At 69.8% G+C, this 13,077-nt stretch carries 13 protein-coding genes; 5 read left to right on the forward strand and 8 right to left on the reverse strand.

What is annotated here, in order from left to right:
- Positions 1–57: 57 nt before the first annotated feature.
- The 4 genes from WB794_RS06415 to WB794_RS06430 all read right to left on the reverse strand — a co-directional run bounded on the left by WB794_RS06415 (position 58) and on the right by WB794_RS06430 (position 2,801).
- Positions 58–927: an EamA family transporter gene (locus WB794_RS06415; RefSeq protein WP_337335021.1), complete on the reverse strand. Its 870-nt coding sequence runs from the start codon at positions 925–927 to the stop codon at positions 58–60.
- 5 nt (positions 928–932) lie between these two features.
- Positions 933–1,523, reverse strand: coding sequence for an ECF-type sigma factor (locus WB794_RS06420; RefSeq protein ID WP_337335022.1), 591 nt, complete (start codon positions 1,521–1,523; stop codon positions 933–935).
- A 67-nt stretch (positions 1,524–1,590) separates the two neighbouring features.
- Positions 1,591–2,316 (reverse strand): pseudouridine synthase, encoded by a 726-nt coding sequence (locus WB794_RS06425; protein ID WP_337335023.1) that lies wholly within the window; start codon positions 2,314–2,316, stop codon positions 1,591–1,593.
- Positions 2,313–2,801, reverse strand: a complete 489-nt coding sequence (locus WB794_RS06430; RefSeq protein ID WP_337335024.1) for an Lrp/AsnC family transcriptional regulator — start codon at positions 2,799–2,801, stop codon at positions 2,313–2,315. Before WB794_RS06430 ends, WB794_RS06425 begins: the two co-directional genes overlap by 4 nt.
- Positions 2,802–2,925: 124 nt before the next feature.
- Here WB794_RS06430 and phhA point away from each other — a divergent pair, with 124 nt between their 5' ends.
- From phhA to WB794_RS06445, 3 genes are all read left to right on the forward strand, one after another.
- Positions 2,926–3,810 carry a phenylalanine 4-monooxygenase gene (phhA, locus tag WB794_RS06435; RefSeq protein WP_337335025.1) on the forward strand — a complete coding sequence of 295 codons (885 nt, stop codon included), beginning with the start codon at positions 2,926–2,928 and terminating at the stop codon, positions 3,808–3,810.
- A gap of 180 nt (positions 3,811–3,990) precedes the next feature.
- Complete coding sequence (locus WB794_RS06440) at positions 3,991–5,361, forward strand: pyridoxal-phosphate dependent enzyme (protein WP_337335026.1); 1,371 nt, start codon at positions 3,991–3,993, stop codon at positions 5,359–5,361.
- A 49-nt stretch (positions 5,362–5,410) separates the two neighbouring features.
- Positions 5,411–5,962, forward strand: a complete 552-nt coding sequence (locus WB794_RS06445) for a Uma2 family endonuclease (RefSeq protein ID WP_337335027.1) — start codon at positions 5,411–5,413, stop codon at positions 5,960–5,962.
- Between the two features lie 17 nt (positions 5,963–5,979).
- Here the strand turns inward: WB794_RS06445 and trpA are convergent, their stop codons facing one another.
- Complete coding sequence (gene trpA / locus WB794_RS06450) at positions 5,980–6,780, reverse strand: tryptophan synthase subunit alpha (protein WP_337335028.1); 801 nt, start codon at positions 6,778–6,780, stop codon at positions 5,980–5,982.
- Positions 6,781–6,912: 132 nt separating this feature from the next.
- On the reverse strand, positions 6,913–8,121 hold the full coding sequence (gene trpB / locus WB794_RS06455; RefSeq protein ID WP_337335029.1) for a tryptophan synthase subunit beta: 1,209 nt from the start codon (positions 8,119–8,121) through the stop codon (positions 6,913–6,915).
- 96 nt (positions 8,122–8,217) lie between these two features.
- On the opposite strand from trpB, the gene WB794_RS06460 reads away from it, so the two are divergent.
- A complete protein-coding gene (locus WB794_RS06460; RefSeq protein WP_337335030.1) occupies positions 8,218–9,165 on the forward strand; it encodes a LysR family transcriptional regulator in 948 nt (315 codons plus the stop codon).
- Here the strand turns inward: WB794_RS06460 and WB794_RS06465 are convergent.
- On the reverse strand, positions 9,143–10,273 hold the full coding sequence (locus tag WB794_RS06465; protein WP_337335031.1) for a hypothetical protein: 1,131 nt from the start codon (positions 10,271–10,273) through the stop codon (positions 9,143–9,145). The genes WB794_RS06460 and WB794_RS06465 overlap by 23 nt on opposite strands.
- Positions 10,274–10,647: 374 nt before the next feature.
- Here WB794_RS06465 and WB794_RS06470 point away from each other — a divergent pair, with 374 nt between their 5' ends.
- Positions 10,648–11,886, forward strand: coding sequence for an MgtC/SapB family protein (locus tag WB794_RS06470; RefSeq protein WP_337335032.1), 1,239 nt, complete (start codon positions 10,648–10,650; stop codon positions 11,884–11,886).
- 86 nt (positions 11,887–11,972) lie between these two features.
- Here WB794_RS06470 and miaA read toward each other — a convergent pair whose 3' ends face one another.
- Complete coding sequence (miaA, locus tag WB794_RS06475) at positions 11,973–12,953, reverse strand: tRNA (adenosine(37)-N6)-dimethylallyltransferase MiaA (protein ID WP_337335033.1); 981 nt, start codon at positions 12,951–12,953, stop codon at positions 11,973–11,975.
- Between the last annotated feature and the right edge of the window lie 124 nt (positions 12,954–13,077).

Below are 13,077 nucleotides of genomic sequence, written 5' to 3' on the forward strand. Positions count from 1 at the left end.
GATGCAACAGGCCGCGCCGGCATATGCACATGTCGACACGCCCGCCTTGCCGCGGTCTTACCCGCGCGGCGCGAACGCGATCAGCGCGATGGCCACGATCGCCAGCGCGATGCCGAGGCGGTTCCAGCGGCCGGTCTTTTCGCCGAACAGCAGCACGCCGGCGAGGGTGCCCAGCACCACCACGCCAATGTTCATGCTGGCGAACACCACGGCGGGGCTTTCCGGCAGCGCCTGGTGGGCGCGTACGTAGCAGACGATGTTGCCGAAGTTGAGCGCGCCCAGGGCGAGGCCGGCGGCAAGGTTCTTCCAGCGCAGCCGCGTGCGGCCGCGCGCGTGGCGCACCAGCTGCACGGCCAGCATGCCGATGAAGGCGAACGCGAAAGCAGCCAGCAGCGAGGCGGCGAACGGGATGCCGGCGCGTGCGATCAGCTTGAGCGCCACGTCCACCAGGGCAAAGCCGACCCAGACCGTGAGCAGCGGTACCAGCGCGCCGTCGCCGCGCGCGGCGCGCGGATCGGGGCGCGCCACGATGGCCGCGACCGCGATCAGGCCCAGCGCCAGCCCGGCGAGCTTCTGCGCGCCCGCGCGCTCGCCCAGAAACGTGAACGCGGCGATCAGCGAGAGCAGCAGCGACAGGCGCTGGGCCGCATCGGTGCGCACGATGCCGGCGCGGCGCACCGAGGCTGCCAGCACCAGGAACAGGCTGGGCAACACGACGGCGAGCAGCAGCAGTGCGGGCCAGGGCGCAGCCGGCGCGCGCAGGGCATCGAGCGGCGGATCGAGCAGCAGCAGGCACAGGGCGGCGGCGCACAGGTAGTTCCAGGTCACCGCCTGCGCCACGTCGATGCCGCGCCGGGGCATCCACTTGAGCAGGATGGACACCAGTACGCTGAAGATCGCTGCGGCGGTGACGAAGAGGAGGCCCATCGCGCTCAGGCGGGATCGGCGCTGCCGTGGTGTTCCAGCGCCAGCATCAGCCAGGCCCGGGCCTTGTGCCAGTCGCGCGTCACGGTGCGCAGGTGGATGCCCATGAGGTCGGCCGTTTCCTGCGGGGTGTAGCCGGCGAACCAGCGGTACAGAACCACCTGCGCCAGGCGCGGCTGGTGGCGCTCCAGTTCGTCCAGCGCCGAATCGATCTCCAGCAGGCGCGCCAAGTCGGCCGCGTCCTCGTGCGGGCGCTCGTCCAGATCGCGCTTGACCTCGCGCATGCGCATGGCCTCGGACAGGCGCGAGCGCGCGTGGTCGATCAGGATCTGGCGCATCGCGCGCGCCACCAGCGCGAAGAAGTGCGCGCGCCCTTCCAGGCCGGGGAAATCGACGCGGCGCAGCTTCAGGTAGGCCTCGTGCACCAGCGCGGTGGTTGACAGGGTTTCGCCCGGCTCCATCTGCCGGCGCTGGGCGCGCGCGAGGCGGCGCAGATCCTGGTGCACCAGCGGCATCAGGAGATCGAGCGGGTTGGCTTCGCCGGCGGCGGCCAGAATCCGGGTGATACGCTCGACGGCGTCGTCAGTGTGCTCGATCATTTCGCGGTGGTGTCCTTCCCCGGCAGCGGCCTGCGCGCCCGAAACCCCCATTGTGCCGGAACGCGCTTCATCGCGGGTCGCCGGGCAGGGTCCAGCCGAAGAACGCCAGCGCGCGGGCGAAAGCCGCATCGAGCGGTGCGTCCACGCGCAGCGTCGCGCCGCTTGCAGGATGCGCGAAGGCCAGCGCGCGCGCGTGCAGCAGCATCCGATGGACGCCGCGCAGGCGGAAGGCCATGTTGCGCCGGCCGTCGCCGTGGCTGGTGTCGCCAATGAGGTGATGGTCGATGTGCTTGAGGTGCCGCCGGATCTGGCGAAAGCGGCCGGTTTGCGGGCGGCACTCGACGAGCGCGAAACGCGAGGTGGCAAAGCCGGCGGCCGGTTCATCCAGCTCGCCCTGCGCCAGCACGCGCACGTCCGTCACGGCGGGTTTCTTTTGCGGCTTGCCCGGCCCGCCGTCGAGCGGATGGTCGATGCTGAAGGCCGATTCCGCCGGCCAGCCGCGGCATACCGCAAGATAGGTCTTTTCCACCTCGCGCGACATGAACTGGCGGCCCAGCGCGGCGGCGGTTTCGCGCTCGAAGGCCAGCAGCAGGCAGCCGCTGGTGGCGCGGTCGAGGCGGTGGACGAGGTGGATCGGGCGTCCGAACTGTTCGCGCAGGCGGTCGGCGGCGAAATCGCTTTCGCCGCGCGCCAGCGCGCTGTCGTGCACCATCAGCCCGGCCGGCTTGTTCACCACGGCGAGCGCCTCGTCGCGGTACAGCACCTCCAGCGCACCGCTGCCGGCCGCGCTCACGGCCGCGCCGCCGTCAGCGGCAGCGCGTGGCCGGCCTTGACCACGCGCAGCACCAGGCTGGAGTTCACGTCGGCCACCAGTCCGGCCGCCAGCAGGCGGTCGAGCAGGAAGCGCGAGAAGTGCTCGAGGTCCGCGACCGCGATGTGCAGCAGATAGTCCATGTCGCCGGTCAGGGCGTGGCAGGACACCACCTCGTCCCAGGACTGCACCAGCTCGGCGAAGCGTTCCACCCGCTCGCGGTCGCGGTGTTCCAGCTGCAGCCGCACGAAGGCCTGCAGGCCCAGGCCGATCCGTGCCGGATCGAGCCGCGCCCCGAACCCTGCGATCACGCCCTCGCGTTCCAGCCGCTGCACCCGCCGCAGGCAGGCCGAAGGCGACAGGTTCACCCGCTCGGCCAGCTCGGCGTTGGTCTGCCGGCCTTCGGTCTGCAGCAGGGCGAGCAGGGTCAGGTCGATGCGGTCGAGATGGGGGGGCGAATGGCTCATTGTTCGAAGAATAGCGCGATCTACGCAATGAACGTGCATTTAGTTCCGGAATGTGCGCAACAAAGCAAGCCGATTGCGCGCAAGGCCCGATACATTGGGCACTTCAGTGCATTGGAGTGCGACCATGATCCCGCAGCGCCTGGAGCATCAGGTCACCGACAAGGGCTTCGTGCCGATCTACGCCACCGGCGTGGTCGAGCAGCCGTGGGGCGACTACGGCACGACCGACCACGCGGTCTGGAGCCGGCTCTACGCGCGCCAGCGCGAGGTGCTGCGCGGTCGCGCCTGCGACCAGTTCCTCGCCGCCATGGCGGCCCTGCGCATGGACGAGGCGCGCATCCCGCGTTTTTCCGATCTGAACCTGCACCTCGAGCGTGCCACCGGATGGCGGCTGGTGGCGGTGGAGGGGTTGCTTCCCGAGGTGGACTTCTTCGGCCACCTCGCGGCGCGCGAGTTCCCCGTCACCTGGTGGATCCGCACGCCCGAGCAGATGGACTACCTGACCGAACCGGATCTCTTCCACGATCTGTTCGGCCACGTGCCGCTGCTGATGGATCCGGTGTTTGCCGATTACATGTGCGCCTACGGGCGCGGCGGCCTCAAGGCGATGGGGCTGGGCGAAGATGCGCTGGCACAGCTGGCGCGGCTGTACTGGTACACCGTGGAGTTCGGGTTGATACGGGGGAGTGAGGGGCTGCGCATCTACGGATCGGGGATCCTGAGCAGCGCAGGGGAGAGCCGGTATGCGGTCGAATCCGATGCGCCCAACCGCATCGGGTTCGACCGCGACCGCATCATGCGCACCCGCTACCGCATCGACAGCTACCAGCGCGGCTACTTCGTGATCGACAGCTTCGAGCAGCTGTTCGAAGCCACCCGTCCGGACTTCACCCCCATCTATGCCAGGCTGGCGGACCTGCCGCCCTGGGCCGCCGGCGAAATTGCCCCGGGTGATGACGTCATCACCCGCGGTACCGGCGAAGGCTGGAGCGACACGCCGGACGCCTGAGCCGGCAGCCCCGGTCCTGCCTGATTCTCGCGCCCGCCATGGTTCAGCGGCGCGGCGCGGACCTGCGCGCAGCACGCGTCGCGCGTGCCGGGCACGGCGTTGAATCCGTCCCGGCGGCAGGCGCGCATGCCCTATCATCCGGCTTCCCTTCCGTGAGCCGCTCCCGCAAGCGGCGTTGCCATGACCGTCCACCAAAGCATCCTCGACCTGATCGGCCACACGCCGATGCTGCGCACCCACCGGCTCGACACGAACGGCTGCGAGCTGTACCTGAAGCTGGAAAACACCAATCCCGGCGGCTCGATCAAGGATCGCATCGGGCTGTCGATGATCGCGGCGGCCGAGCAGGCCGGAAAGATCAAACCCGGCGACACCCTGGTCGAAGGCACCGCCGGCAACACCGGCATCGGCCTGGCGCTGGTGGCGCAGGCCAAGGGCTACCGGCTGATCCTGGTGGTGCCCGACAAGATGAGCCGCGAGAAGATCTTCAACCTCAAGGCGATGGGGGCCGAGGTGCTGCTGACCCGCTCGGACGTGGCCAAGGGCCATCCGCAGTATTACCAGGACATGGCCGAGCGCATCGCGCGCGAAACCCCGGGCGCGTACTTCATCAACCAGTTCGGCAACCCCGACAACCCGCGCGCGCACTACGAAACCACCGGCCCGGAAATCCTCGAACAGATGGACGGGCGCATCGACGCCTTCGTGTTCGGCTGCGGCTCCTCGGGCACGATGACCGGCCTGTCGCGCTACTTCGCCGAGCACTCCCCGGCGACCCAGCTGATCCTGGCCGATCCGGTCGGCTCGATCCTCACCCAGTACATCAACGAGGGCGTGCTCAGCACCAAGTCGGGGAGCTGGATGGTCGAGGGCATCGGCGAGGACTTCCTGCCGCCGATTTCCGACTTCTCGCGGGTGAAGAAGGCCTACGCGATCCCGGACAAGGAAAGTTTCCTCACCGCGCGCGAACTGCTGGCGAAGGAAGGCGTCCTCGGCGGCTCGACCACCGGAACGCTGCTGGCCGCGGCGCTGCGCTGGTGCCGCGAGCAGACCGCGCCCAAGCGCGTGGTGACGCTGGTGCCCGACACCGGCAACAAGTACCTCTCCAAGATGTACAACGACTACTGGATGCTGGACAACGGCTTCATCGAGCGCGAGCAGTACGGCGACCTGCGCGACCTGATCCTGCGCCCCTACAGCCAGCGCGACACCGTGGTGGTGGCACCGGGCGACCTCCTCACCGTGGCCTACCAGCGCATGAAGCTGTACGACGTCAGCCAGCTGCCGGTGATGGACGGCGACCGCATCGTCGGCATCCTGGATGAATCCGACGTACTGCTGCACGTTTACGGCAACGAGGACCGCTTCCGCGAGCCGGTCAGCACCGCGATGGTGGAAAAGCTGGAGAAGATCGCCGTGAGCGCGCCGGTGGAATCCCTGCTGCCGGTGTTCGACCGCGGGCATGTGGCCATCGTGATGGAAGGCGAGCGCTTCCTCGGCCTGATCACCCGCATCGACCTGCTCAACTGGCTGCGCCGCCGGGTGCAGTAGCGCCTGGCTGCAGGGCGCGCAGCATCGCGCTAGAGTAGAAAACATGTCCGTGCCCGCCGCCCGAATCGCGACCTACGACGACCTGCTCGCGCTGCCGCCGAACCGGGTCGGCGAAATCGTGGACGGCACGCTGTACAGCCACCCGAGGCCGGCGCCGAAGCATGCGCGTTCGTCTTCGGTCATGGGCGGCAAGCTGATGATGCCGTTCGATGAAGGCCGCGGCGGCCCCGGCGGCTGGTGGATCCTGGATGAGCCCGAATGCCACCTCGAGGGCCATGTGCTGGTGCCCGACCTCGCCGGCTGGCGGCGCGAGCGGCTGCCCGCGCTGCCCGATGCGGCCTGGTTCGAGCAGGCACCCGACTGGGTCTGCGAAATCCTCTCGCCCGCCACCGCGCGCCTGGATCGGGTGCGCAAGATGCCGATCTACGCCCAGACCGGCGTCTCGCACCTGTGGCTGGTCGATCCGGAGCTGCGCACGCTGGAAGCCTGCGCGCGGCAGGATGCGCGCTGGCTGCTGCTGGCCAGCCATTCGGAAGACGACGCGGTGCGCGTGCCGCCGTTCGATGCGATCGAACTGGAGCTGGCCCTGCTCTGGAGCTGATCCGGCCGCGGTGCGGATCAGGCGTCGAGCGCGGCGCGGATCGGGGCGAGGAAACCGTGCGCGCGGCGCGCGGCGTCTTCGGGCGAATCCGCTTCGGCCATCGCCTGCACCAGGGCGCTGCCGATCACCACGGCGTCGGCGATCTCGCCGATGCGCCGCGCCGATTCACCGTCGCGCACGCCGAAGCCCACCGCCACCGGCAGTTCGCCCAGCGCCTTGATCGCCGCCACCTGCGCGCGCACTGCATCGACCTGCAGATGCGCCGCGCCGGTCACGCCGGCGAAGGACACGTAGTAGAGGTAGCCGCGTCCGGCCTGCATGAGCCGGCCCAAGCGCTCGGCGCCGCTGGTCGGCGCGGCCAGACAGATCGGATGCAGCCCTGCGGATTCCAGCACAGCGTGCGCCTCGTCCGCTTCCTCCGGCGGCAGATCCACCAGCAGCAATCCGTCCACGCCTGCTTCGGCAGCGTCCTTGGCGTAGCGCGCCATGCCGTAGATCTCGACCGGATTGAGGTAGCCCATCAGCACCACCGGCGTGTCCGCATCGTCACGGCGAAACCCGCGCACCATGGCGAACACCTGTGCCGTGCCCACGCCGCGCGCCAGCGCGCGTTCGGAAGCCAGCTGGATCACCGGCCCGTCGGCCATGGGGTCGGAAAACGGCACGCCCAGCTCGATCACATCCGCGCCGGCCGCGACCAGCGCGTGCATCACCGGCACCATCGCCTCGATCGACGGATCGCCCGCCGTGATGAACGGAATGAGGCCGGTGCGGTTGGCGGCCTTGAGCTGTGCGAAGCGGGTATCGATGCGGTTCATGGGTTCATGATTCGGGATTGGTGATTCGGGATTCGGGGTTCGGGAAAGCGCGGGCAGACAGACATCGGGGCGGGGAAAGGACGGCGAGCATGATCTTTTGTTTTTGCCAATCCCGAATCCCGAATCCCGGATTCAAAGCACCATCCCCTCGCGCGCCGCGATGGTGTGAACGTCCTTGTCGCCGCGGCCGGAGAGGTTGCACAGCACCAGGCCGTCCCTGGGCAGTTCGCGCGCCAGCTTGATCGCCTGCGCCACGGCGTGGCTGGATTCGAGCGCGGGCAGGATGCCCTCGGTGCGGCAGAGGAGGTGGAAGGCTTCGAGCGCTTCCTCGTCGGTGACGCCGACGTATTCGGCCCGGCCCGTGTCTTTCAGAAAGCTGTGTTCGGGGCCGACGCCAGGGTAGTCCAGGCCGGCGGAAATCGAATGGGTTTCGGTGATCTGGCCATCGTCGTCGCACAGCAGATAGGTGCGGTTGCCGTGCAGCACGCCCGGCCGGCCGGCCGCGAGCGAAGCGGCATGGCGGCCGGTTTCGATGCCTTCGCCGGCCGCTTCCGCGCCGACGATGCGTACCGCGTGATCGTTGAGGAAGGCGTGGAACAGGCCGATGGCGTTGCTGCCCCCGCCCACGCAGGCGGTGATCGCATCCGGCAGGCGGCCGTACTGCGCCAGCATTTGCGCGCGCGCCTCGCGCCCGACCACGGCGTTGAAGTCGCGCACCATCGCCGGATACGGGTGCGGGCCGGCGACGGTGCCGATGATGTAGAAGGTGTCGGTGACGTTGGTCACCCAGTCGCGCATGGCTTCGTTCAGCGCATCCTTGAGCGTCTGCGAGCCGCTCGTCACCGGCACCACCCTGGCACCGAGCAGGGTCATGCGGTAGACGTTGATCTTCTGGCGCTCGATGTCGGTCGCGCCCATGTAGACGACGCATTCCAGGCCGAGCCGCGCCGCCACCGTGGCGCTGGCGACGCCGTGCTGGCCGGCGCCGGTTTCCGCGATGATGCGGGTCTTGCCCATGCGCTGGGCCAGCATCGCCTGGCCCACGGTGTTGTTGATCTTGTGCGCGCCGGTGTGGTTGAGGTCCTCGCGCTTGAGCACGATGCGCGCGCCGCCCACTTTTTCGCTCAGGCGACGGGCAAAGTAGATCGGGCTGGGCCGGCCCACGTAGTCGCGCAGGTCGGCATCCAGTTCGGCCAGGAATTCGGGGTCATCCCGATAGCGCTGCCACGCGGCGGTGAGTTCGGCCAGCGGCTGCATCAGGGTCTCGGCCACGAAGCTGCCGCCGAAGGGGCCGAAGTGGCCGCGCGCATCGGGGTAAGCGTTGAAATCGGGAAAGGCCATGGAAGGATTGACCGGAAGCGGGACGATGCGCAGTTTACTTCACACAAGATTCCACGATAAGGCATAAAATCTGGCCAACATGTCAGGTTTGATCACATGAATTCGCGCCCGCTTCCGTCCCTCAACGCGCTGCGCGCCTTCGAGGCCGTGGCGCGGCTGGGCAGCGTGGTGCGCGCCGCCGAGGAGCTGCACGTCACCCACGGCGCGGTGAGCCGACACCTGCGCACGCTGGAAGAAGAACTGGGCTGCGCGCTGTTCCGGCGCGAGGGTCGCGGCCTGGTTGCCACCGCCGCGGGTCAGCGCCTGGCCGAGGCGGCGGGTGATGCCTTTTCCCGGCTGCGCGACGCCTGCGCGCGGCTGCGGCAGGACGGCGAGCAAGCGCCGCTGGTGCTGGGCTGTTCGGCCAGCGTGCTGGCGCGCTGGATGATTCCGCGGCTTTCGCGGCTGGAGGCCGAGCTGCCTGCCCTGCGCCTGCATCTTTCCCCGCAACAAACCGCACCCGACGCCGCACTCTCCGGCCTCGACGCCGCACTGCTGCTGGCCGCCCCACCCTGGCCCGCCTCCTGGCAGGTGCATCCGCTTGCGCCCGAGCGCATCGGCCCCGTGCTCTCTCCGCAGCACCCCGACGCCGCGCGCCTGGCCGGGGCACCGGCCTCAACATTGCGGGAACTCCCGCTCCTCCACACCGCCTCGCGCCCGCAGGCCTGGCCGGACTGGGCACGGCGCAGCGGCATCGATGTCGCTGCATTGAGCATGGGTCAGGGCTTCGCCCACCTCTACTACCTGCTGGAAGCCGCCGCCGCCGGCCTGGGTATCGCCATCGCGCCCGAGCCGCTGGTGCGCGACGATCTCGCCGCCGGCCGCCTGATCGCGCCCTGGGGCTTCGTCGAAACCGACGCGCACTGGGCGCTGTGCCAGCGCCGTGGACGCGAGGACGCGCGCCTGGAAGCGTTCGCCGGCTGGCTGCGTGCGGCGCTGGGGGAGACTTCATCGCCTCCGCACCACACTCACGCCGCGGCGGTCACGGTTCAAAGCCATCGATGAAGAGCCACGCCCGCGTCTGGTTCTCGTAGGGGCCGGGGTCCACCGCGCCGAAGCGGACCCGCGGCTGAGCGTCGAGATCGCTGCCGCCCAGCGGGTAGTAGGGCAGCGGTGCCAGGCCCCGGTCGATGAGCGGCGACGCATCGCGCAGGCGGAAGTTGCCGTTGGCGGGATCGACGAACATCGGATCGCCCGTGAACGCATGGGTGGCAGCCAGCGGCAGATTGCCGCTGAGGGTGGGGATGAGGCTGTACTCGGCGGCGGCGCTGCCGTTGCCCAGACCGATCACGGCCATGCCTTCGATGTTGAGATCGGATAGCGCGTTGTCGTGGAACAGGCTGTTGAGCACGGCCAGATGCACGCCCGCCGGCAGCCCCACGCCGACGCCGCAGCCGCGCGTGCCGGTGCTGGCGCAGCGTCCGCGCGCAAACGTGCTGTTGGCGATGATGATGGCCGGCGACACGCTTGCCGCTGTCGCCACCACGTTGATCGCCGCGTGGCCGAACGCCGATGCGCTGGCGTCGTTGTTGTCGAACAGACTGTTGGCGACGCGCACGAAGCCGTTCTTGGCGTACAGATCGGCACCGCCGCCGAAGTAGCCGTCGCTGTTGGCGACGATGACGCGGTCGAGCCACAGCTCGGTATAGCCATCGGAGTACGAGTTCATCTGGATACCGCCGCCGCGCTGGTTCGTCGCCGAGTCGCCGTAGCCGTTCGCGATCGTCAGGTTCATCACGCCCAGGCGCGCCGTCTGCGTCGTGCCCGCAGGCGGCATCAGGATGATCTGCAGTACGCGGTTCTGGCCGGCACCGTCGAGGATCGTGCGCGAGGCGTCCATGCGCATCTGCGCACAGTCGTTGTTGTCGACCGTGTACCAGCCGCCCGTGATCCACATCCAGCCCGTGGTCTGTGCGCTGTAGGTGAAGGTGCCGGCGTAGGTGGTGTAAATGCCTTCGTGCAGCTTGATTTCATCGTCCTCGGGCGAGGCCGCGGCGGCGGTCAGCGCCTGCTGCAGCTCGGTGTGGTTGCGCACGCACCAGGTCGCGGCGTGGCCTGCGGGTGCCGCCAGCAGGAGCAGCGCCAGCAGCAGGAAAAGGGTCGGCCTGGGCATCGTCGTCTCCGCATCGTGGTGTACGCAGCCAGTACGCAAGGCGGAGCCCGAAGCACTCACCGTCCGTCGCCAGTCGAGCCGCGTGCGCCCCCGGCAGCGGCCCTGCCCGCCGCCGGGGATTGCCGGGGCAGTCGGCGGGAGGAATTCGACCGGTAGCGGCCGAGGCCGTGGCGGCAAAACCGGCAGGGTCTGTCAAACCAACTGTGTAACTGCCGTTTCTCATGGCGTACGGGCCTCGGTTCGGTGGTGTAATCAAGTCGGGTTCGGGTACGGGCGAGCGTCAGGCTATGGCCCGGACCCATTCCGCGCGCGAAGCCGACGTCACGAAGTCCGGCGCGTGGCAGACTGCGCGCTTGTCCACATCGGAAGCGGACGTGATCGAAGCCACTGCCGAACTGCTGTTTGCCTTTTCCGCCGCGCTGGGCGTCGGGCTGCTGATCGGTCTGGTGCGCGAACGCGGCCACGCCACGCATTCCACCGCCGGCCTGCGTACCCATGCGCTGGTGGCGCTGGCGGCGGCGGTTGCGGCCTGGCTCGGCACCGGCGTGCTGCTGGTGACGCTGGCGGCGGTGGCGCTGCTGGCGGCGATGTCCTACCACGCCACCCACGAGGACGATCCCGGCCTGACCGGCGAGGTGGCCCTGGTCGCCACCGCGCTGCTGGGCGCGCTGGCGGTGCGTTCACCGGCGATGGCCACCGGACTGGCGGTGGTGATGGCGGTTCTGCTGTTCGCCAAGAAGTCGCTGCATCGGCTCAGCCGCGAGCTGCTGAGCGAGCGCGAGGTATTCGACGGACTGTTCCTGCTGGCCTCGGCGCTGGTGGTGCTGCCGCTGCTGCCCGATCGCGGCTTCGGCCCCTACGAGGCGCTCAACCTGCGCACGCTGTGGCTTTTGGTGGTGCTGGTGATGGCGGTTGGCGCACTCGGTCACGTTGCGCTGCGCGTGGTCGGCAACCGCCGCGGACTGGCGGTGTCGGGCTTCTTTGCCGGCTACGTCTCCTCGACCGCGGCGGTGCTGGGTTTCGGCCAGCGCGCCAAAGAGTCGCCGCAGCTCATGCGCTCGGCCGTGGGGGCGGCGCTGCTGGCCAACCTGGCTTCGCTGAGCCTGAGCGTGCCGGTTCTGGGCGCACTGTCGCCCTCGCTGGTGGCCGAGCAGCGAGGGGTGCTGGCGGCGGTCGGTGCCGTGCTGCTGGCCGGTGGCCTGCTGGGCGTGCACGCCGGGCGCGAGGACGAAGTGCCGCCGCCGACCTCGGAAACGCGCATGTTCCGCTTCAGCCACGCGCTGGGCTTCGCGGCGCTGGTCGGAAGTCTGGTGCTGCTGGCCGCGGCGCTGAACCAATGGATCGGGAGCGGCGGTGCGATGGCGGCCGCGGTGATCGCCGCCGCCGCCGAGCTGCACGCGTCCATCGCCACCCTCGGCAGCCTGCGACTGGGCGGCGCGATCGATGCGGCGCAGGGGCGCTGGCTGATGGTCGGCCTGCTGGCGGCCAGTCTGGGCACCAAGTCCGTTCTGGCGGTGGTCAGCGGCGGCCGTGACTATGGCCAGCGCGTGGCCGCCGGGCTGCTGGCATCGCTGGCCGCCGGTGCCGCAGCGGCCGCGCTGGCACCGGGCTGACGGCGATCGGATGAGGCGCGGCGCGTTTGAGCCTGGCGAGTGGGTCGGTATCCAGCAGTGGAGTCCGCATCCGCAGCGCGGGTTTCCTACGAAGAGGCGGTGGATCGGTGCCCCAGGAACTGCGCCACGGCCTGATCCGCTTCGCCCGCGTCGCGTTCGGGGTCGAACCAGCGCGCGTCGCGTTCGGAGCGCAGCCAGGTGAGCTGGCGCTTGGCGAGCTGGCGGGTGGCGTGGATGGCGCGGTCGCGAAACTCCGCTGCCGTGGTTTCGCCGGCCAGATGCTCCAGCGCCTGCCGGTAGCCCACCGCGCGCATCGCGGGCAGGTCGGGGTGCAGGCGCGGATCGGCGGCCAACGGCCGCACTTCACCGAGAAATCCGGCGGCCAGCATCGCGTCGAAGCGCGCCTCGATGCGCGCGTGCAGGGTGGCGCGCTCGGCGGGTGCCACGGCCAGCTTGAGCACGCGGAAAGGAAACGGCGCGCGACGGGTGTCGGCCTGCCACTGGCTGATCGGCCGGCCGCTGACGCGGTACACCTCCAGCGCGCGCTGGATGCGCTGCGGATCGCCCGGCGCGATGCGTGCGGCAGCTTGAGGATCGACCTGCGCCAGCTCCGCGTGCAGCGCCGGCCAGCCGCGCCGCGCGGCGTCTTCGCCGATCTGCGCGCGCAGCGCGGGATCGGCCGGAGGCATGTCGGACAAGCCGTGCAGCAGGGCGTGGAAATAGAGGCCGGTGCCGCCGGCCAGCAGCGGCACGCGGCCGGCGGCGTGGAGCTCGCGCATCGCGGCCAGCGCGTCGCGGGCGAACTCGGCGGCGGAATAGGTTTCGTGCGGGTCGCGAATATCGATCAGCCGATGCGGTGCGCGCGCCAGCAGCGCGGCATCGGGCTTGGCGCTGCCGATATCCAGGCCGCGATACACCAGCGCCGAATCGACGCTGATGATCCCGAGGCCGAAGCGCGCCACCCAGTCGACCGCCAGCGCGGTCTTGCCCGATGCGGTCGGGCCCATCAGCGCGACGGCGGGCGGGCGGGCGTCGATGCGTGGATCGGGCGAGGGCGCGTGCGGCATGCGCGCGAGGATAGCCGCAACGGCGCGGCGCGCAGCGTCCCGCGCTGATCGATCGTTGGTTATCACCCGGATCGGGCCTCCCCGCCGCGCGGCTGGCTTCCCCTTCGGGCAACCGCGACAATGG

The sequence above is a fragment of the Denitratimonas tolerans genome, from assembly GCF_037203605.1.
In the GTDB taxonomy this organism is placed as follows: Bacteria; Pseudomonadota; Gammaproteobacteria; order Xanthomonadales; family Xanthomonadaceae; genus Denitratimonas; species Denitratimonas tolerans.